Below are 19,230 nucleotides of genomic sequence, written 5' to 3' on the forward strand. Positions count from 1 at the left end.
GGGAATGACGTTTTTTTTGGGGGGGCTGTTTAGTTAATAGCCAGCCAATCTATCGCTTCATCCTGTTTGGCCAGGATTAGCGAGTCATGTGCATACCATGGCGTGACCGCAGCTCTGGCCAATTCCTCTGTATTATTCTTCTCGCTAATATGCGAAATCACCAAGTGCTGTAAGCGCTCTCTTTCAATTTGCTCTAAAAGATTAGCCGCCTGATAGTTACTTAAGTGTCCCCAGTGTCCAGCAACACGATGCTTAAGTGAGGGCGGATAAGGTCCCATAGCTAACATCTGCGGGCAGTGATTACATTCCAGCATCAGGGCATCACAGTGTTGGTATTGCTCGGTAACATGGGGAGTAATACTGCCAAGGTCGGTGAGTAGCCCCATGGTTTTATCATGATGGCGAAAAACAAACTGGCAGGGTTCCCTGGCATCATGAGGCACAGCCACGGGCGTGATATCAATATCCTCCACCGTAAAGGCGCGATGGATATTCACTTGATGCATCTTAGTCACTTTCTTTAAGCCATCGTATTGGCCGGTGCCGTGGGTCAGGTAAACCGGTAGATCGTATTTACGGGCAAAAGGGCCAACGCCTTTAATATGGTCGCTGTGTTCGTGTGTGACTAGGATGGCGGTAATATCTTCCGGAGAGTGGCCAAGAATCGCCAGTCGGCGCTCAGTTTCTTTAATGGTAAAACCATTATCCACTAGCAATAAGGCATTATTGGAGCGAATCAGGGTAGCATTGCCGCGGCTGCCGCTACCCAGGGAAGCAAAAGAAAAGCTCATTCAGCTTAACTGATATTGCGTTTGATCAGTTTTAGCAATCGCTCAGTATCGCTTTTACTCATCTCTGTATTATCGGGGCGTTCAATAGTAATAGCGACGGTGCCGCTATTGTCTTTTAAGCGAATCAGGTAGGGGATACCTTCGGAACGTTCATCTTCGTCATTGGAGGTTGCCCAGTTATACATCCAGGAGAACATGCCGTCTTCTTCCTCTTCGGCAATCTCTACATAACTAACATAGTAAACCTGCGCGGTGCGGTTCAAATCATCAATCTGGTAACCGGATTTTTGCAGCGCTTTGCCCACCGAAGCCCAGGCCCGTGAAAAGGGCAGGGTCAGGTTGATATACACTGTCCCATTGGCATCTTCTTCCAGGGTGATTTTGCCGGAAGAGTCAATCGCCTGTTGTGCCAGCATGGAAACCGCGGCAGCGGCAGAGCTATCCGCCAGATATTGGGCTAGCCCCTGGGTCATAATATCTTCGCGCTCAGCATTATTAGATTGTTGCGGCCAGTTTTCATCACCAGAGCGAATATCGGCTTGCAGTACATAAACTTCACTGGTGCCACGTTGTACACCCTGGTCAATCCGCAGGCGGTAACGTTCCCGTAAAGCCTCTTCACCGGTAGGTTGCAGCCATGCAGTTTCGATAATACCGCTAACCGCATCGGCACGTTGCACGGCTAATTGGTTTAAGCTTAAAAAACCACGTAAGCGCGGCCATACTTCACCGGGTGCGCCATCGACTAAAATCCAGCGGTCATCCCCCAGTGTATTAATACGCACACTGTCGCGGTTAATATCTTCAGATAAAGGCTCAGGCGTTGGAACTACAAACTCTTCACCCAGTGTGGTGCGATCACTGATCGGCGGAATAGCATAGCTATCATCAATAGATTCGCTATCAATACCCTCCGGTAATTCCAGTGGTGGCTCAACGGTGGCCTGGCGGTAGTCATTGCTGCGGTCACGGAAGGTGCCGTCATCGCCAAATAACCAACCACATGCTGACAGTTGGGTAAGCAGGCAGGCGGCGGCAGACAGTTTTAACACGGGGTTAAGCAGCATGGGGTTTAATAGAGAGTGGAGCTTCATTCAATAATTCCTGACTGTTGCATAGCCTGAGTTAAGGTTGGCTGGCTGGATTCTGAAAAAACCGTTAACGGCAAGCGGATACCGTCAGTAATCATCCCCATTTTATGCAGTGCCCATTTAACCGGAATAGGGTTGGACTCTAAAAACAGGTTTTCATGCAGAGGCATCAATTGATTATTGAGCTGTTTCGCGGAATCAGCGTCTCCCGCCAGGGCTGCTTCGCACATCTGTGCCATGAGTTTGGGTGCAACATTGGCGGTTACAGAAATATTGCCTTTGCCGCCGGCCAGTATCAGGTCTATGGCTGTAGGGTCATCACCGGAGTATATGGCAATGCGGTCACAGGTCATGGCAATCAGTTCCTTGCCGCGCTCCACATCACCGGTGGCATCTTTGATGCCGATAATATTGTCGATACTGGCCAGGCGATCAACGGTACTATTGGCCATATCGCAGGCGGTACGGCCCGGTACATTATATAGGATTTGGGGAATAGCCACGCTCTGTGCGATCAGCTTATGGAACTGGTACAGACCTTCTTGTGTGGGCTTGTTGTAATAGGGGGTGACCAGCAGACAGGCATCAACACCGGCAACACGGGCGGCCTCGGTCAGCTCAATCGCTTCGTTGGCACTGTTGGCACCGGTACCGGCAATCACCGGAATAGTGCCATTCACCTGGTCAACCACGTGCTTAATTACCATGCAATGCTCGCTAACGCTCAGGGTTGCCGATTCGCCGGTAGTGCCGACCGCAACAATGGCATGGGTGCCTTCTTGTAGATGAAAATCCACCAGTGTTTTTAGCCCTGGCCAGTCGATATCGCCACTGGGGGTCATGGGGGTTACCAGAGCAACCATACTGCCCGTAATCATCTATATCTCCATCAACTAAGGTGAGGCGTTATGGTACTGGTGGCCATGGGCAAGCTCAAGCAAGAAAGGCAGTTTTTAGCGTTATATTTAGCGAATTATCGCTTGTTTACCGATGTTGATGAATTACACTGTTTTTTTGTGGTCTGATGCTCTGTCAGAATCCCATGTTTATGATGATTGATGGCGGAATCTTCTATGTTAAATGCAGCAAAATTTTATCGGCTAGCCATAATGTTTATGGCCATTGTGTTGATGATGGGTTCTCTCCAGGCTACGGCCCAGCAATGGCGAACGGAGGCGGTGTCTCCCATCACCCAACAAAATATGGAGGCCCAGCGGCAGAGTATTGATGACCTGGTGCGGCGTCATTTTGGCCGCCAGCTTAATGGCCAGAAAGATAATGATATTGCCCTGATGCAGCGTCTGCTGGATGACGGTATTGTCACCTCAAAGGATGTCCGGCAGTTACAGGCCATGGGCTTAGTACTAGGCCAGATCCTGAAATCTCAAAAAGGCCTGAGCTGGATTATCTACATCGATAAATATGGTCGTTCCAGGGCGTTACAGGTCCGGGGTTTTGAACGGGAATTTATTTTCCCGGTGACACAAATCTCCAGAAAGGCTGAGGTCGGTATACGGGTGAATGTGGCGGAGGTTTATCAAGAGCTGGAGCAAGCCATTATCGATATCCGCAACAAACCTCCGTTTTAACACACCTGTCATTCCCGCGAAGGCGGGAATCCAGTGCTGTAGATTTCCGCTTAAGCGGAAAAAACAGCATGAGCAGGCAGGCTGGATTCCCGCCTTTGCGGGAATGACGGTAGGGGGCGGGCGGGATGAGGTTTTTTTAGCTGCGTAAAAACGGGTCCACCTCTTCTATACCCTGGGGGTCCTGATGGATCAAAACCTCGGTATTCGGGAACTCCTGCTGAATAAGTTGTTCGATTTCATCAGCAATAGCGTGGGCCTGATTCAGGTTCATTTCCCCATCCATCTCCAAATGAAATTGAATAAAAGCCGAAAGGCCAGCACGGCGAGTGCGCAGGTCGTGAATATCATTGACTCTGGCATGTTGTTTGGCGAGAGTGCGGATATGCTCCCTTTCTTCCTCAGAAAATTCGGTATCCATTAGTTGCTCAATGGCGTTTTTGCCAATACTCCAGGCTCCACGAATTAAAACGCAGGCCAGCACAATAGCAATAACAGGGTCGATCAAGGGTGAGTTTAATAGTCCGGACAATACCAGCGCTAAGATTACCCCAAGGTTAATCGCAATATCCCCAAAGCCGTGCAGGGCATCACCGGCAACTATCACCGAGCCGGTGCGTTTAACCACATAGCGCTGAATCAGTACCAGCACAGCCACCATAGCGGAGGACACCAGCATAATACTGATGCCCAATTCAGTATTAACGGGAAACTCAGGGTTAATCAGGCGGCGTACTGACTCGGCCATCAGAAATACCGCCGAACCACCAATAATCATCGCCTGAAACATACCGCCAATCGGTTCGGCTTTGCCGTGACCAAAGCGGTGCTCGGCATCAGCCGGCTGCATCGCGCTGCGAATAAAATACATATTGATAAAGGCGGCTGCAGCATCGAGTACTGAATCCAGTAATGAGCCGAGCATAGCGACAGAGCCGGTTTTGGCCCAGGCGATGGCTTTGATCACCACCAAAATAAGTGCCACTACCACGGATGCATTGGTGGCCAGTTTTAGCAGCTGTTCTTTTTTGTTTTTATCGATGCTCTTGATAAGAGCTTTGTCGGGAGAGCTGATCATTGATGTATTCCGTTATTCCCGCCCCCGACCCAATCACTCGAGGGTAGGCTGCGGGAATCTAAAGTATTGGGTTCCCACCTGCGCGGGAATGACATTTTACGCCGTTAACTTTAATTTATCGAACACCGCTTCTAAAGCTCTTTCCATAAATGATTTTTTAGTGGGTTCGGCAATACGAATATTACCGGCACACATCCCTTTGGCCAAATCATATTGCGTTTCCACCGCCTGCTTAACACCGCTATGGTCAACAAACATATAGTGGCTGGAAACACGGCTAAACCAGGCTAACTTTAATTGCTGGCTGGTTTTTTCGCGGTCGAATTCAAACCAGGTACCGAAGGCAATGTCTTTTAACTTCTCAACCACGGTTTGTTCTTCAGGGCTCAACACAGGCGGTGCTGTTTTGAGTGCCTTTTTAGTTTCGACTTTTCCGGTTTTTTCCTTTGGTGTTTGCGGGGCAGCTGTTGCGCCAGCTGCTTCGGCAGGGGCTGGTTTATTAACCGCATCTATCACCGAGTGATGATAGGCTAGTTCCTGGGCTTCTTTGAGTGAGTTTAATAATCCCTTTGAAGCTTCTGGGTCATAACCAATAGTGGTTAAACCTTCAGCAACCGAGACTTCCAAATCACTTTGGTGACGTTTGAAATCGTCTTTATTATCAGTAGCGGCGGAGGGTTTTATACTCCAGATAACCCCGTCAACCACTTTAAGCGCAGACTCCCAGGTCAGACTATCCTGCCCGTGGCGCAGTAAATTAAAGGCTAAAAAGTCCGTCCAGGGTTGCCTTAATAAATCCACAGCGCCCTCGAGTATTTCATCGTCATCCAGTCGCGTTTCAATTTCATTCGCTGCCTGCTGTCGCGATAGTTCAAGTTTTTCCAAGCCCTGTTGAGATTCTGTGTTGCGCTTTTCAACCATGCGCGAACGCTTTTCAATATTCTCTTTAAAACGGGAGAAGTCTTCCAGCAAACGATCAAAAATCGTCGGGTCATCCACAAAGCTTGTTAGAATATTTTCTACAACGGTTTTTATTTTGGGTAATACATTGCGCTCATTGTCTTTTTTCACCCATTTGCCACCCACCTCGGCCATAGTGTTAAGTAGAACCCTGGCACTATGTTGATAGTTGTCCAAAAAGGTTTTATCCATCAGGGCCAGCTTCAAATACGGCGTGTGTAAATGACTAAGCATTAATTTTACCGCGTCATGTAAATTGGTGTCGTCCAGCATATAACGGAAGATCATTCCCACTAAATCAACCGTGTCGGCATCGCCCCGGGTCATTTTATGCCGAGAATTTTTATCACCTTGTTTGGATAGCTGGTCAATGAAATTCTCTTCGACTTTTTCAGCCTTCAGGGGGCGGTTTAAAGCCGCTGCTGATAAAAAGGCTTTGGATTGCTGGATGGCACTCAATGCCAGTGCGTAATCCATGGACGAGAACGAATCTTCACCGTCACGACCGTTGGTCTGCACTTTGCCAAAGCTAACACCCCCGGCCGTTTGACTGCGGTTGCCCACAGCGGATTGCAGGGCGCGAATAGAATTGTATAAATCTTGCTGATGGGTAATGCTGCCCTGGGATTCTACCAGCCCTTCAGTATCGTCTGGTCTCTGCTCGCTATCGCCTTCTTCAGCACTGGCTACTGGTGCTGAGGGTTCGGCCTGCTGACTTTTTATCACACTAAACCGCAGGTTGGGCAAAATGCCTTTTTCTACCAAGATCCCATTTAAGGCATCCAGCTCTTTTGCAAAGCTGATAACAAAAATTTTGCCCAACTGCTTATAAAAAATAATTCGGACTTTGTTATCCAACAACAGCTCGCCAACACCCACCTGCAAAGCTTCACAAATACGGTGAGGGCCAAAAGGGTTGGATTCATCGGTGACACTTTTACCACCGCGGGTAGCGGCCATCCGTTTATTTAACTTCCAGAGAGTTTCTGAATTACGGCTATTGGCTTTAGAGACGATAATCGAGATAGCGAGTTCATCTTCCAGCTCGTCCCGCTGCACCAGTGATAGCTTGCCAATATCAATTTCTTCCTCAACGGTTTGTTCTTCTTCGTGGCCGCTAATAAAGGCTTGGAAGCTTTTCCCCAGCTCATGCCGGAAAGCCGTATGCATGGCACCGCTGCGCTCTTTTAGCTGCTGCATTGCTTCAAAGTAACGCTGTTGCTCTTTGTTATTGGTGCACCTTTCGGCCTGCTCAAACAGGACATCGTTGATAGTTTTCTCTGCCGCTAAGAGCAAATCACCATAGAATTTATGGGCGTGGTCTCGGCAGTTGCTCAGTAATTCCATTCAGGGTTCCATTCAGGGTTCCGTTAGAGTTTTCCAGAGCAGGTTCTCAGGGTTTATTAAAGTCCCCTTTAGTTAGTACAAATGTAGTCTAGTTTCATGATTTTAGGATGGAAAGTCCACATTCACCGGCATTTACAGGGAAAACTCCGGACTAGCCCTAAATGGACGGGATTTTGAGGTGTAAAGCTGGTAGTGTTCGCCCCCAGTTATTTTTAGTTTGTTATCGATTATGGAGCCTGACCATGACCAGCAGTTTTCACCCTACAGAACGCACCCTAATGGGCCCCGGCCCTTCCGATGTTAGCCCTCGGGTACTCGAAGCTCTGGGCCGCCCAACCATTGGTCACCTGGACCCTGAGTTTGTGGGCCTGATGGATGAAATTAAAAGCCTGTTGCACTATGCGTTCCAAACCTCTAACGAATTAACCCTGCCGGTTTCCGCACCCGGCTCTGCCGGTATGGAAGCCTGCTTTGTTAACCTGGTTTCCCCTGGCGATACCGTGATTGTTTGCCAAAACGGTGTCTTTGGCGGCCGCATGAAAGAAAATGTAGAACGCTGCGGCGGCACCGCCGTTATGGTTGAAGACGAGTGGGGCAAGCCCATTGATATCGACAAAGTTAAAACCGCCTTTGCAGAAAACCCCGCAGCAAAAGTGTTAGCCTTTGTTCACGCCGAAACCTCAACCGGCGTACAAAGCGACGCTCAAGCCCTGTGCCAGCTGGCCACCGACAATAACGCCTTAAGTATTATGGATACTGTTACCTCCGTTGGCGGTATCAATGTTGATATCGACGGATGGGGTGCCGATGCCGTGTATTCCGGTACGCAAAAATGTTTATCCTGCGTACCTGGTATTTCACCAGTAAGCTTTGGCCCCCGCGCGGTAGAAGCTATTCAAAACCGTCAGCATAAAGTACAGAGCTGGTTTTTAGATATGCAGCTGGTTATGGGTTATTGGGGCGGCAATACCAAGCGCGCCTACCACCATACCGCCCCCGTTAACGCAATGTATGCCCTGCATGAATCACTATTAACGCTAAAAGAAGAAGGCCTGGAAAATTCCTGGCAGCGTCACCAAACTCATCACAATGCACTGGTTGCCGGTTTGGAAGCCATGGGTTTGTCCATGGTGGTGGATAAAGAACACCGCTTGCCACAGCTTAACCTGGTTAACCTGCCTGAAGGTGCCGATGATGCAGCTGTACGTGCCGCTTTATTATCAGAATACAGCTTGGAAATCGGCGCAGGTTTAGGTGCATTGGCGGGTAAGGCCTGGCGTATTGGTTTAATGGGACATGCTTGCAACAAGAAAAATGTGGTGCTGTGTTTGTCGGCTTTAGACAATGTACTGTCAGCCCAAGGAGCAAAAATTAATAGCGGTGTTGCGGTTGATGCGGCGTTGGCTACCTATCAATAATCCCCTCCGTCATAACAATCCCCCCGTCATTCCCGCGCAGGCGGGAATCCAGTGCTGTAGATTTCCGCTTTAGCGGAAATAACAGCATAAGCATGCAGTCTGGATCCCCGCCTTCGCGGGAATGACGGTGTAGTTTGTTTCAAATCAAGGCGAAATTTCCTGCTGCTCTTATAGTGAAGTAAAACCACTACAAGAGTGAGCGCTATGGATCGTCTCGATGAAGCAACCATAGAACAATTTCACGATAGTCTTGATCGTTGCGGTTCCACTTCGCAATTTCTAGGGCGCTTTTATCAAATATTTTCAGCTTCATCCCCAGAGGTGGCGGCCCGTTTTTCCGATACTAATTTTAAAACCCAAACCAGGGCTCTTAAAACCTCTTTTTATATGGCGATGCTAGCCTCCGATCAAAACACCGAGGCCTCGGATTATTTAGAGCGCATAGCCATTCGTCATAACCATAAACAGTTGGATATAAAACCAGAGTTTTATATCCTGTGGTTGGACAGCATGATTAAAGCGGTCAGTGAATTTGACCCACAATTTAATAATGAAGTTGAGCAGGCTTGGCGTCGGTTTATGCAACCAGCCATTGAGTTTATGATGTCTCGATATGAGTCATAGTAAAGCAAGGGAATGATAATGAGCGAGCTAAAAGAGCATGGCCTATTTTGAAAATCGCGAGGAGGGGTTAAACTGGTTGAATAACTAATTAACCAGGCAAAGGAAATATCACCATGTTTTATATTATTGAGCAGGGTGCCCGCATCAAAACACCTACCGCGCAATTATTAAAAGCGCGGGGTGTGCCGCAAGTCTCCGCCAGTACTGGCGTTAAAGCCGTCAGCGAAGATAACCGCGACCCGCTAAAAACTGTTACCGCCAAAACCGCGCAGGAGAACCCTTACCAGCAGCAGTCCCTGGAACCGGAGCGTGAACTTTCCCCAGTTATTTATGCCCATCAAATAATGACCTCGCCGGTGGTTGCTGCATCCATCAACCAAACCATCGAATCCGTTTGGGCATTATTTTCCAAACACCATTTTCACCATCTACCATTGGTCGACGACAAACAACAATTACTGGGCATTGTTTCCGATCGGGACCTATTACGTTTTGCCGCCAACCAGCAACGCAATGTAGGCTCACACCGGATTGAAGAAGTGATGACCAGAAAAGTTATTAGCGCAGCTTCAACTACAGAAGTACGTTTAATCGCGGAGGTGATGTGTCGCCATGCCATCGGTGCCGTGCCGATTACAGGGGACGGGGATAGTGATGACAGCCGTGTTTTAGGTGTGGTATCCCGTTCGGATATTTTACGTACATTGGTTAATCGGGCACCTTTAGAGCTATGGGCTTAGGATGACAAGCAACTTCCCACTGTTTTATTAAGGATAATACACGCCGTAAGAAGTAGGCTGATAGGGCACCACCTCATAATGCGTTTCCAAAAACGTTACCAAATCGATTAACTGACTAACCGTCAGCGAATCATTATAGTTCCGCATTTTAGACACTCCATTATCCTGAACCTGCTTGGGAATATAGCCCTTTGCGATTCTATGGGATGGATTAATAACCGAGGTCACCAGCTCGCCATAAGTTTTATAGCGGGTGACTTTACCACCTATAGTTACCGGCTTTTCCAGCTCAATAGGAACATCACTTTCGATCCCTTCAATCGCGTGGCAAGACAAACAGCCGGTAGTCATAAAAACGGTTTTACCACGTTCGGCATCACCTTGTGGCAGGCTAAAACCTTTGGGGGAATTGGGGCCTTTGTTGCAGGCGCTTAGTAACATCAGGCTGGTTAAAAGTATGGCTAAATAACGTATTAACATAACGTGCCTCGCATAGTTATTAACATAATTCAAAGGGGTTGCAGGGTTATCGGTTTAACTACGTTGCTTTGGGGGTCCTTTAGTATGGTAGAACAGTGGTGGCAGCTTGCATTGATTATGGTCAAAGGAGATGTATTTAATCGATAAGCTTTAAACAGTTCTGCTACACATGAATGTGTGCGCTGTAAATAGGCCATCGCGTTCTAGCTGTGAGCTAAAGTCGTCATTAAAACAGGCGATGATTTGCATCAAGGCCGGGCAGGTTTGTATAGTAGTTACCCCCAACTTCCTGTAAGCTTCACGCCCCGCGCAAGGTGGCTCACTTTATAGCCCCAAATTATAGCCCCAAAGCGCTATCTCCCCGTTATTCAAGAGCATATGCTATGAGTTTTGACTCACTGGGCTTATCTGCCCCCATCCTAAAAGCCATTGAAGCACAGGGTTATACAGAACCTTCACCGATACAGGCGCAGGCTATTCCTGCGGTGGTAGCGGGTAGCGATGTCATGGCGGCGGCGCAGACGGGTACCGGTAAAACAGCCGGTTTTACCTTGCCTATTTTGCAGCGTTTAAGTGGTGGTCGTAGTGCCGGTTCCAACCAGGCTCGGGCGTTAGTGTTAACCCCAACCCGAGAGTTGGCGGCGCAGGTTGGTGATAGTGTGGCTACTTATGGTGCTCATTTACCGCTGCGTTCTGCAGTGGTGTTTGGTGGAGTAAAAATTAATCCGCAAATGATGAAGCTGCGCAAAGGGGTGGATATTTTAGTAGCCACGCCCGGTCGCCTATTGGATTTATATAACCAAAAAGCCGTTCGTTTTGATCATTTGGAAGTGCTGGTATTAGATGAAGCTGACCGTATGCTGGATATGGGCTTTATTCGCGATATCAAAAAGATTCTCGCCTTATTACCCAAACAGCGCCAGAACTTATTATTCTCGGCTACCTTCTCCAAAGAGATTCGTGAGCTGGCCAAAGGCTTGGTGAATAACCCCGTAGAAGTTTCAGTTAGCCCGGCTAACAGTACCGTTCAGTCGGTAGAGCACTGGATTTATTCCGTTGATAAAAATAAAAAATCCCCCCTGTTAATTCAATTGATCAAAGAAAAACAATGGCCACAGGTACTGGTGTTTTCCAGAACCAAGCACGGTGCTAATAAACTGGCTAAGCAATTGGATGCAGCCGGCCTTAGCGCTGCGGCCATCCATGGTAATAAAAGTCAGGGCGCTCGCACTCGCGCTTTGGCGGAATTTAAAAGTGGTGAGGTGCAAGTCTTAGTGGCTACGGATATAGCGGCCCGAGGTCTGGATATTGATCAGCTGCCTAATGTTGTCAATTTTGATTTACCCAATGTGCCCGAGGACTATGTCCATAGAATTGGCCGTACCGGCAGGGCAGGGGCTACAGGGCAGGCGGTATCACTGGTATGTGCTGATGAGTTTAAGCAGTTGTCTGATATAGAACGGTTGATTGGTGAGTTACTACCACGGAAGTTCGCCGAGGGCTTTGATCCAGTGCATGCCCTGCCAGAGTCACGGCTCAACACTAAACCCCGCAAGCCCAAGAAGCCGAAAAAACCCAAAGCCGGCCACCGCGATGGCCAGCGCTCCGGCGAAAATGCCCAGGGGCATAAAAAAGACCAGCGCAAAGCCTCCGGCCAGAAAAACAAGCCCGCTGCTGGCAGTGCCAAACCCGCTAATAAGCGCAGGAGACGCAAGCCGGTTAATACTAACCGCTAGCTGTAATCTGCTGTTTATAAGGGCTTTTCCCCTGATTTAGGGTTTTCCTGATGTAGGTCAACGTGTTCTGTCGCCAAATCTTTAGTATGGCGCTAGAAGAACCGTCTGGTCAGGACAGATATTATGGATTTACCCCCGGCTTCCATTGCCAAAGATAAGCACAGGGTTGCTACTCGCCCATCACTGCCGATGTGGGATCAGCAGCTGATTGCCAAATATGATGTACCGGGCCCCCGTTACACCTCATATCCAACCGCGGTGCAATTTGCAGGCGACTACGACCTCGAGGTCTACCGGCAGGAAGCGCGGGATAACTTGCAGCAGACCATTGCGCCATTATCCCTCTATGTTCATATCCCGTTTTGCCAGAATATTTGCTACTACTGTGCCTGTAATAAAGTGGTGACCTCAGACCCCAGTGCCGCCAGAACCTACCTCGATTACCTGACCCAGGAAATTGAATTGCAATCACCCATGGTCGATAAGCATCGTACCGTTATGCAGTTGCATTTGGGTGGCGGTACCCCCACGTTTTTTGATGGTGCTGAGCTCACTGAATTAATGCATGTATTAGCCAGCCACTACAAATTAACTGACTCCGAGCGCCGTGAATACAGCATAGAAATAGACCCTCGCACTGTGACCAAAGACAGTTTGGCGCTATTAAAGGGTTTGGGTTTTAATCGCCTTAGTCTGGGTGTGCAGGACTTTGACGAGCAGGTGCAGCAAGCCATCAATCGCCGGCAGCGCTACGGTATGATTAAAATACTGACTGAAACTGCAAGGCTATACCAGTTTAAATCCATCAGCTATGACCTGATTTATGGCCTGCCCATGCAGACCCTGGAGACCTTAAGTGTAACGCTGGATAAAACCATTGCACTGTCCCCGGACAGGATTGCCTTTTACAGCTATGCGCATCTGCCCAAGCGTTTTAAAAGCCAGCGGGCGATTGATCGTTTGGACTTACCGTCAGCCGTTGAAAAGCTGGAGATGCTATCGCTGATTACAGAAAAGCTTTTAGCGGCCGGATATGTGCATATTGGTATGGACCATTTTGTAAAGCCGAAAGACGATTTGGCCCTTGCCCGCCACGAAGGGAAATTACAGCGCAACTTTCAAGGCTACTCTACTTGTATGGCACCAGACCTGGTAGGGCTTGGGGTATCATCTATTAGTGCTATGCAAAGTAGTTATGCCCAAAACGAGCGAGCATTGGATGATTATTACCAGCGTCTTGACGCCGGTATTTTACCTATCGCCAAAGGCTTTAAACTGAGTGAAGATGACCAAATCCGGCGGGCGGTTATTAACCGGATTATTTGTGATTTACAGTTGGATACCCAGACGGTAGAAAAACAGTTTGGGATTATTTTTTCCGAGTATTTTGGTCAGGAATTATTGGCATTAAAACCGTTGCAAAGCGATGGTCTTCTCTGTTGGCATGGTGATAAACTGACGGTTAGTGAGCTGGGTCAATTGATGCTGAGAAATATCTGCATGGTATTTGATAAATACCTGCGACGAGCCAATGACAATAGCAGTGGCCGCGAACAAAGTGAATCCATTAGGTTTTCCAACACCTTATAACCGTTTGCTTTAGCCGAGGCAGTACAAAAAAATCAGGAGACACATGCCAATGGTTATCTCAAGTAGTCAAAGCAGTTCGGCAGAACAGAAAAGCTGCCCGCATAATAATGCGATATCCTGTGGTAATTGCCGTCTGGGTTCTATTTGCTTGCCACTGGCCCTTGAGGGTGAAGATATTGTTAAGCTGGACGAAATTGTACAGCGCGGCCGCCCCATTCAAAAAGGTGAGCACCTGTATCGGGAGAGTGATAACTTTAGTTCAGTTTACGCAGTGCGTTCCGGTGTTATCAAGGCTTATCGCATAACCAATGATGGTCAGGAACAGGTGACAGGTTTTTATTTTCCCGGTGAAATTATTGGTATAGATGGTATTAGCAAAGACCAGTATGCCTGCTCAGCCAAGGCGCTTGAAACCTCAGCTGTTTGTGAAATCCCCTTTAATCGTTTGGAAGAGTTAAGTAGACAGGTGCCCAGTATGCAGCGGCATTTTTTCCAGTTGATGAGTCAGGAAATTACCATGGACCAGCAGTTGATTACCATGCTGAGTAAAAACAGTGCAGAGGAGCGTGTAGCTGCCTTACTGATAAGTATTTCTGCCCGCAACGCCAGGCGCAAATTATCCAAGACCAGCTTTCGTCTGCCCATGTCGCGCACCGATATTGGCAACTTCCTGGGTTTAACGGTAGAGACCGTTAGCCGAGTGATCAGTCGTTTTAATAAGCAGGGTTTAATTGCTGTTGAAAGTAAGGAAGTGACTTTGCTAGATCTTGAGGGGTTGAAAGATATCGCCAATATAAAAATAGATTTTTAATTTCTTCATATAAAACAATCTTTCCTTTTCACTTTCAAAGCTAATTCCATTGTTATTCCCACAAGAGACCGTCATTTCCGCCTTCGCGGGAATGACGAGAAAATGTTCACCGCAATAGCGTCTCTAGTAACTCAGTGATGAGCGGTATTCATTAAAAGAATCCAATTCATGTATTCAATGGACTACGAAACGATTAGACTTGATCTAAGTCACAGTTGTAGCTCTGGCTGGCATTAAAATCACTTTTTCTCACATGTCTATATCAAAATGGGTTTCACTATGAATCACCCCTTGGAACATCCTGTTTACAATTATAAAGTCGTTCGACAGTTTGCCGTGATGACGGTGATTTGGGGTATTGTCGGCATGGGAGTCGGAGTTTTAATTGCGGCACAACTAGTATGGCCGGCGCTAAACTTTGAAACACCCTGGCTCACCTTCAGTCGAATACGTCCTCTGCATACCAATGCGGTTATCTTTGCTTTTGGCGGTAGCGCATTATTTGCCAGTTCCCTTTATGTGGTGCAGCGAACCTGCCAGGCACGGCTGATATCAGATTCACTGGCGGCCTTTGTGTTTTGGGGGTGGCAGTTAGTGATATTGCTATCGGCGATCTCGTTACCGCTGGGTTATACCACCTCTAAAGAATACGCCGAGATGGAATGGCCCATCGATATATTGATTACCATTGTCTGGGTTGCTTATGCCGCTCTCTTTTTCGGCACCATCACCAAGCGTAAGAGCAGTCATATTTATGTGGCCAATTGGTTTTTCGCAGCCTTTATTCTTACCGTAGCTGTGCTACATGTGGTCAACAGTGCTGCACTCCCAGTCAGCTTTACCAAATCTTATTCTGCCTATGCCGGCACTACTGATGCGATGATACAGTGGTGGTATGCCCATAACGCGGTAGGCTTTTTCTTAACAGCGGGTTTCCTGGGGATAATGTATTACTTTGTCCCCAAGCAAGCGGAGCGTCCGGTTTATTCCTATCGTTTATCCATTGTGCATTTCTGGGCATTGATCTCCATCTATATTTGGGCGGGGCCACACCATCTGCATTACACCGCCTTACCTGATTGGGCGCAGAGCTTGGGTATGGTGATGTCATTGATCTTATTGGCGCCGAGCTGGGGCGGTATGATCAACGGAATGATGACCTTATCCGGTGCCTGGCATAAATTGCGTACCGATCCTATTTTACGTTTTCTTGTGGTCTCTTTGTCTTTCTATGGCATGTCTACCTTTGAAGGCCCAATGATGGCCATTAAAACGGTTAACTCCTTATCCCACTATACCGATTGGACCATTGGTCATGTTCACTCCGGTGCCTTGGGTTGGGTAGCTATGGTATCTATTGGTGCCATGTACCACTTGTTGCCGATTATGTTTGGCAAACAAAAAATGTACAGCACCAGCCTGATTAATGTGCATTTCTGGATGTCTACCATTGGTACCGTGCTCTATATCAGCTCTATGTGGGTTAACGGTATTTTGCAGGGCTTAATGTGGCGTGCTTACAACACTGACGGCACATTAACTTACAGTTTTGTTGAATCTGTAGAGGCCAGTTACCCGGGTTATCTGGTTCGCCTGATCGGTGGCGGTATGTTCTTTGCCGGTATGTTGGTGATGGCCTACAACATGTGGCAAACATCACGCATCACCAGTAACGAAAGTGGCGAAGACAATGTGGCTAGCGCCGAAGCACAAGTAGCTTAAGGGTAGGGGATTTATTGATGAATCATGATTTTGTCGAAAAAAATATAGGCGCCATGTTGGTATTAACCATTGTTGCTATCAGCTTTGGTGGCCTGGTTGAAATCGTTCCGTTGTTTTTTCTCAAAGAAACCACAGAGCCAATAGAAGGTTTACAGCCATTGACAGCACAGCAACTGGAAGGGCGGGATATTTATATTCGCGAAGGCTGCAATAACTGTCACTCACAAATGATCCGGCCGCTGCGTTCCGAAACTGAACGTTACGGTCATTACTCTGTAGCGGGTGAGTTTGTTTATGATCATCCGTTTCTGTGGGGTTCGAAACGCACCGGGCCTGATTTGGCACGAGTCGGTAAGCGTTACAGTGATGACTGGCATCGCGCACATTTAATGGACCCACGCAGTGTGGTGCCCGAGTCCAATATGCCCGCCTACCCCTGGTTATTTGAAAATACACTGACTGGCGAAAACACCGGCGACAAGATGGCAACGCTGCGCACTTTAGGTGTGCCCTATACCGATGAAGATATTGCTGGGGCCCAGCAAGCCGTAGCCGGTAAAAAAGAAATCGATGCACTGGTTGCCTATTTGCAGCAGTTAGGCATCTTGTTGAAGCATAAGCGATAGGAGAGACCAGATGGATATTAATACCCTTAGAGGTCTTGCCACCGTCTTTGTCATGATTGCATTTATCGGTGTGTCCATCTGGGCCTACAGTAAAAAACGTAAACCGGACTTTGATGAGGCAGCCAACCTGCCTTTTGCCGACGATGATTAAATCGGCGTAAACCCGATTTAAAACACATTGAATACAATGAAAGAGCGAGGCATTAAATGAGCAGCTTCTGGAGTTTATGGATAATTGTTCTCACTACCATTATGTTAATTGGTATCGTGTGGATATTATTTTCCAACCGAAAAACAAAAAATACCGGCCCGGATGCGACAACAGGTCACATTTACGATGGCATCGAAGAATACGATAATCCATTACCTGCCTGGTGGTTTTATTTATTTGTGATCAGCATTGTTTACGGTATTGGCTACCTGATTGCTTACCCGGGTATGGGTAATTTCAAAGGAGTGCTGAACTGGACACAAGTAAATCAATGGGAAAAACAGATTGAACAAGCCGAGCAAAAATATGGCGCCATCTTTGCCCAGTACCGCGATATGCCCGTTGCGCAGCTTGCACAAGATGCTAAAGCTTTAAAAATGGGGCAGCGTATGTTTGCCAATAATTGCGCCCAGTGTCATGGTGGCGATGCTCGGGGCAGCTATGGTTTCCCTAACCTGACTGATGGCGAATGGCTCTTCGGTGGTACACCTGAGCAAATTAAAACATCGATTGTTCAAGGCCGCTCTGGCCTGATGCCAGCCTGGGGTACGCCTCTGGGTGATGCGGGTGTGATTAATGTGAGTAACTATGTATTGAGCTTAAGTGGTCGTGATGTTGATAGCGCCTCTGCTGAAGCGGGCAAGGAAAAATTTGCCATGTTTTGTGCTGGCTGTCACGGCGCAGAAGGCACTGGCAATATTGCCTTTGGTGCCCCGGACCTGACCAATAATATTTGGTTGTATGGCGGTTCGCCAGGTTTGGTCCAGAGAACCGTGCGCAGTGGCCGCAATGGTCAAATGCCCAGCCATAAAAATATTTTGTCGGAAGATAAAATTCACCTGTTAACAGCCTATATCTATAGCCTGTCAGAGACCACTCAAGCACAGGAATAAATCTTTACCCCAGAGGTTGTAGCATTTGAATAAAAGCGTCGATAAGCCTGCCGAAGCCATTGTTGTGGAAACCATTGCTGTAGAAAACATTACAGAAGAGTTTCACCCTGCCGGCGTGGGCGAGATAGACCTTTATCAAAAGCGTGAAAAGATATATACCCGCCGCATAGAAGGCTTTTATCAGCGCATTCGAGTCTATACCGGTTGGCCCTTATTGCTGGGTTATTTTCTATTGCCCTGGTTAAATTGGGATGGGCGGCAAGCGGTATTATTTGATTTGCCCAGCCGTCAATTTCATATTTTTAACCTGACCTTTTGGCCACAGGATTTTCCCCTGCTGGCTTGGATGATGATTATTGCCGCCTTTATGCTATTTGCCGTTACCGCCTGGGCGGGGCGGGTCTGGTGTGGTTATACCTGCCCACAAACGGTGTGGACCGCTATTTTTATGTGGGTTGAACAATGGTGTGAAGGCAGCCGAAACCAGCGCATAAAATGGGATAACGCTCCCTGGTCCTTGGAAAAGTTTGCTCGCAAATTTTCCAAGCATGCTCTGTGGGGTGGTTTTGCATTGCTAACGGGCTTTACCTTTGTTGCCTACTTTTCACCGGCCAGGGAGTTGGTGGTTAATCTGGCCAGTATCGATTTTAACGCCTTACAGAATTTGGGTTTTAATCTGGATTGGTGGGGCCTGGGTATTTGGGAAGCCTCATGGATTATCTTTTTTACCCTGGCCACTTATATTAATGCCGGCTGGTTAAGAGAGCAGGTATGCATGTATATGTGCCCTTACGCCCGTTTTCAATCGGTGATGTTTGACCAGGATACGTTAATCGTTTCCTATGACTACCACCGCGGTGAATCCAGAGGGCCGCGCAAAAAAGGTGTGGATGCCAGCGAAAAAGGTTTGGGTGACTGTGTTGATTGCCAGATCTGTGTACAGGTTTGCCCCACCGGTATTGATATTCGCGATGGCCTGCAATACGAATGTATTAACTGCGCTCTGTGTATTGATGGCTGTAACTCAGTGATGGAACAAATGGGTTATGAAAAAGGCCTGATTCGCTATACCACAGAAAATTCACTGAATGGCCAGCCCACCAATTTCTTGCGCCCAAGGCTTATCGCCTATGGCATTGCCGTGGTAATTATGGTGGCTATCTTTTTCACCTCGATTATTGTGCGCGTGCCCCTGAAGTTGGATGTTATACGCGAAAGGGACCGTCTGTATGTGCAAACAACGGAGGGCTATATCGAAAATATCTACACCCTCAAAATTATTAACATGGACCAACAACCTCATCAATATAAGCTGAACTTTAGTGGCCTTGAGGGCGCTAAAATTATTGGTAAAAACGAAGTGCTTGTTATTCCCGGCGAAGTCACTGAGTTGCCGATTCGCCTGAGAATAGACCCCGCCGACTTACAGCAAGTGAATAACACCATTGAATTTAAAGTGCAGGCTATCGATGAGAAGGGTTACCAGGCCATAGCGGAAAGCCGTTTTATCGGGCCCAGGATATAAC

At 47.8% G+C, this 19,230-nt stretch carries 18 protein-coding genes; 12 read left to right on the top strand and 6 right to left on the bottom strand.

Translation table 11 applies throughout. The features are described from left to right. Positions 1-29: 29 nt before the first annotated feature. From P8H32_RS07140 to dapA, 3 genes are read right to left on the bottom strand one after another with little or no spacing between them, the layout of a single operon-like run. Entirely contained in the window at positions 30-791 is a 762-nt protein-coding gene (locus P8H32_RS07140) for an MBL fold metallo-hydrolase (RefSeq protein WP_297292753.1), read from the bottom strand. 5 nt (positions 792-796) lie between these two features. Continuing rightward, complete coding sequence (bamC, locus tag P8H32_RS07145; protein WP_301088950.1) at positions 797-1,885, bottom strand: outer membrane protein assembly factor BamC; 1,089 nt, start codon at positions 1,883-1,885, stop codon at positions 797-799. Then, entirely contained in the window at positions 1,882-2,760 is an 879-nt protein-coding gene (gene dapA, locus P8H32_RS07150; protein ID WP_301088951.1) for a 4-hydroxy-tetrahydrodipicolinate synthase, read from the bottom strand. Before dapA ends, bamC begins: the two co-directional genes overlap by 4 nt. 195 nt (positions 2,761-2,955) lie before the next feature. On the opposite strand from dapA, the gene P8H32_RS07155 reads away from it, so the two are divergent. Further along, the gene (locus P8H32_RS07155) at positions 2,956-3,471 is read left to right on the top strand and encodes a DUF3806 domain-containing protein (protein ID WP_301088953.1); all 516 of its coding nucleotides are present in this window, start codon (positions 2,956-2,958) and stop codon (positions 3,469-3,471) included. 136 nt (positions 3,472-3,607) lie between these two features. Here P8H32_RS07155 and P8H32_RS07160 read toward each other — a convergent pair whose 3' ends face one another. Together P8H32_RS07160 and P8H32_RS07165 are read right to left on the bottom strand one after the other, a co-directional pair. Beyond that, entirely contained in the window at positions 3,608-4,546 is a 939-nt protein-coding gene (locus P8H32_RS07160) for a cation diffusion facilitator family transporter (protein ID WP_297292757.1), read from the bottom strand. 96 nt (positions 4,547-4,642) lie between these two features. Further along, on the bottom strand, positions 4,643-6,853 hold the full coding sequence (locus P8H32_RS07165) for a DUF1631 domain-containing protein (protein ID WP_301088956.1): 2,211 nt from the start codon (positions 6,851-6,853) through the stop codon (positions 4,643-4,645). Between the two features lie 242 nt (positions 6,854-7,095). Here P8H32_RS07165 and P8H32_RS07170 point away from each other — a divergent pair, with 242 nt between their 5' ends. From P8H32_RS07170 to P8H32_RS07180, 3 genes are all read left to right on the top strand, one after another. Beyond that, the gene (locus tag P8H32_RS07170) at positions 7,096-8,271 is read left to right on the top strand and encodes an alanine--glyoxylate aminotransferase family protein (RefSeq protein WP_301088958.1); all 1,176 of its coding nucleotides are present in this window, start codon (positions 7,096-7,098) and stop codon (positions 8,269-8,271) included. A gap of 204 nt (positions 8,272-8,475) precedes the next feature. Beyond that, positions 8,476-8,895, top strand: a complete 420-nt coding sequence (locus P8H32_RS07175; RefSeq protein WP_301088960.1) for a globin — start codon at positions 8,476-8,478, stop codon at positions 8,893-8,895. A gap of 113 nt (positions 8,896-9,008) precedes the next feature. After that, positions 9,009-9,635, top strand: coding sequence for an HPP family protein (locus tag P8H32_RS07180; protein WP_301088962.1), 627 nt, complete (start codon positions 9,009-9,011; stop codon positions 9,633-9,635). A 27-nt stretch (positions 9,636-9,662) separates the two neighbouring features. Here P8H32_RS07180 and P8H32_RS07185 read toward each other — a convergent pair whose 3' ends face one another. Continuing rightward, positions 9,663-10,115: a c-type cytochrome gene (locus tag P8H32_RS07185; RefSeq protein ID WP_297292762.1), complete on the bottom strand. Its 453-nt coding sequence runs from the start codon at positions 10,113-10,115 to the stop codon at positions 9,663-9,665. A 383-nt stretch (positions 10,116-10,498) separates the two neighbouring features. On the opposite strand from P8H32_RS07185, the gene P8H32_RS07190 reads away from it, so the two are divergent. The 8 genes from P8H32_RS07190 to ccoG all read left to right on the top strand — a co-directional run bounded on the left by P8H32_RS07190 (position 10,499) and on the right by ccoG (position 19,229). Continuing rightward, positions 10,499-11,851 (top strand): DEAD/DEAH box helicase, encoded by a 1,353-nt coding sequence (locus P8H32_RS07190; RefSeq protein WP_297292764.1) that lies wholly within the window; start codon positions 10,499-10,501, stop codon positions 11,849-11,851. Between the two features lie 123 nt (positions 11,852-11,974). Next, entirely contained in the window at positions 11,975-13,441 is a 1,467-nt protein-coding gene (hemN, locus tag P8H32_RS07195; RefSeq protein WP_301088964.1) for an oxygen-independent coproporphyrinogen III oxidase, read from the top strand. A gap of 49 nt (positions 13,442-13,490) precedes the next feature. After that, the gene (gene fnr, locus P8H32_RS07200) at positions 13,491-14,252 is read left to right on the top strand and encodes a fumarate/nitrate reduction transcriptional regulator Fnr (protein ID WP_301088966.1); all 762 of its coding nucleotides are present in this window, start codon (positions 13,491-13,493) and stop codon (positions 14,250-14,252) included. 279 nt (positions 14,253-14,531) lie between these two features. Beyond that, the gene (gene ccoN / locus P8H32_RS07205) at positions 14,532-15,974 is read left to right on the top strand and encodes a cytochrome-c oxidase, cbb3-type subunit I (RefSeq protein WP_301088968.1); all 1,443 of its coding nucleotides are present in this window, start codon (positions 14,532-14,534) and stop codon (positions 15,972-15,974) included. A gap of 14 nt (positions 15,975-15,988) precedes the next feature. Beyond that, a complete protein-coding gene (gene ccoO / locus P8H32_RS07210) occupies positions 15,989-16,600 on the top strand; it encodes a cytochrome-c oxidase, cbb3-type subunit II (protein ID WP_297292768.1) in 612 nt (203 codons plus the stop codon). A 10-nt stretch (positions 16,601-16,610) separates the two neighbouring features. Next, positions 16,611-16,751 (top strand): cbb3-type cytochrome c oxidase subunit 3, encoded by a 141-nt coding sequence (locus P8H32_RS07215; RefSeq protein WP_297292769.1) that lies wholly within the window; start codon positions 16,611-16,613, stop codon positions 16,749-16,751. A 56-nt stretch (positions 16,752-16,807) separates the two neighbouring features. Further along, entirely contained in the window at positions 16,808-17,704 is an 897-nt protein-coding gene (gene ccoP / locus P8H32_RS07220) for a cytochrome-c oxidase, cbb3-type subunit III (protein ID WP_297292770.1), read from the top strand. A 25-nt stretch (positions 17,705-17,729) separates the two neighbouring features. After that, positions 17,730-19,229: a cytochrome c oxidase accessory protein CcoG gene (ccoG, locus tag P8H32_RS07225; RefSeq protein ID WP_297292771.1), complete on the top strand. Its 1,500-nt coding sequence runs from the start codon at positions 17,730-17,732 to the stop codon at positions 19,227-19,229. Position 19,230 lies beyond the last annotated feature (1 nt).

This window comes from Oceanicoccus sp. (assembly GCF_029238675.1).
In the GTDB taxonomy this organism is placed as follows: Bacteria; Pseudomonadota; Gammaproteobacteria; order Pseudomonadales; family Dasaniaceae; genus Oceanicoccus.

Bases quoted from the DNA above. Each gene is read 5' to 3' on its own strand.
- P8H32_RS07160 (WP_297292757.1), bottom strand. From the start codon at position 4,546: ATGATCAGCTCTCCCGACAAAGCTCTTATCAAGAGCATCGATAAAAAC.
- P8H32_RS07165 (WP_301088956.1), bottom strand. From the start codon at position 6,853: ATGGAATTACTGAGCAACTGCCGAGACCACGCCCATAAATTCTATGGT.
- P8H32_RS07190 (WP_297292764.1), top strand. From the start codon at position 10,499: ATGAGTTTTGACTCACTGGGCTTATCTGCCCCCATCCTAAAAGCCATT.
- bamC (WP_301088950.1), bottom strand. From the start codon at position 1,885: ATGAAGCTCCACTCTCTATTAAACCCCATGCTGCTTAACCCCGTGTTA.
- P8H32_RS07140 (WP_297292753.1), bottom strand. From the start codon at position 791: ATGAGCTTTTCTTTTGCTTCCCTGGGTAGCGGCAGCCGCGGCAATGCT.
- P8H32_RS07170 (WP_301088958.1), top strand. From the start codon at position 7,096: ATGACCAGCAGTTTTCACCCTACAGAACGCACCCTAATGGGCCCCGGC.
- fnr (WP_301088966.1), top strand. From the start codon at position 13,491: ATGGTTATCTCAAGTAGTCAAAGCAGTTCGGCAGAACAGAAAAGCTGC.
- P8H32_RS07180 (WP_301088962.1), top strand. From the start codon at position 9,009: ATGTTTTATATTATTGAGCAGGGTGCCCGCATCAAAACACCTACCGCG.
- dapA (WP_301088951.1), bottom strand. From the start codon at position 2,760: ATGATTACGGGCAGTATGGTTGCTCTGGTAACCCCCATGACCCCCAGT.
- hemN (WP_301088964.1), top strand. From the start codon at position 11,975: ATGGATTTACCCCCGGCTTCCATTGCCAAAGATAAGCACAGGGTTGCT.
- ccoN (WP_301088968.1), top strand. From the start codon at position 14,532: ATGAATCACCCCTTGGAACATCCTGTTTACAATTATAAAGTCGTTCGA.
- P8H32_RS07185 (WP_297292762.1), bottom strand. From the start codon at position 10,115: ATGTTAATACGTTATTTAGCCATACTTTTAACCAGCCTGATGTTACTA.
- ccoP (WP_297292770.1), top strand. From the start codon at position 16,808: ATGAGCAGCTTCTGGAGTTTATGGATAATTGTTCTCACTACCATTATG.
- P8H32_RS07155 (WP_301088953.1), top strand. From the start codon at position 2,956: ATGTTAAATGCAGCAAAATTTTATCGGCTAGCCATAATGTTTATGGCC.
- P8H32_RS07175 (WP_301088960.1), top strand. From the start codon at position 8,476: ATGGATCGTCTCGATGAAGCAACCATAGAACAATTTCACGATAGTCTT.
- P8H32_RS07215 (WP_297292769.1), top strand. From the start codon at position 16,611: ATGGATATTAATACCCTTAGAGGTCTTGCCACCGTCTTTGTCATGATT.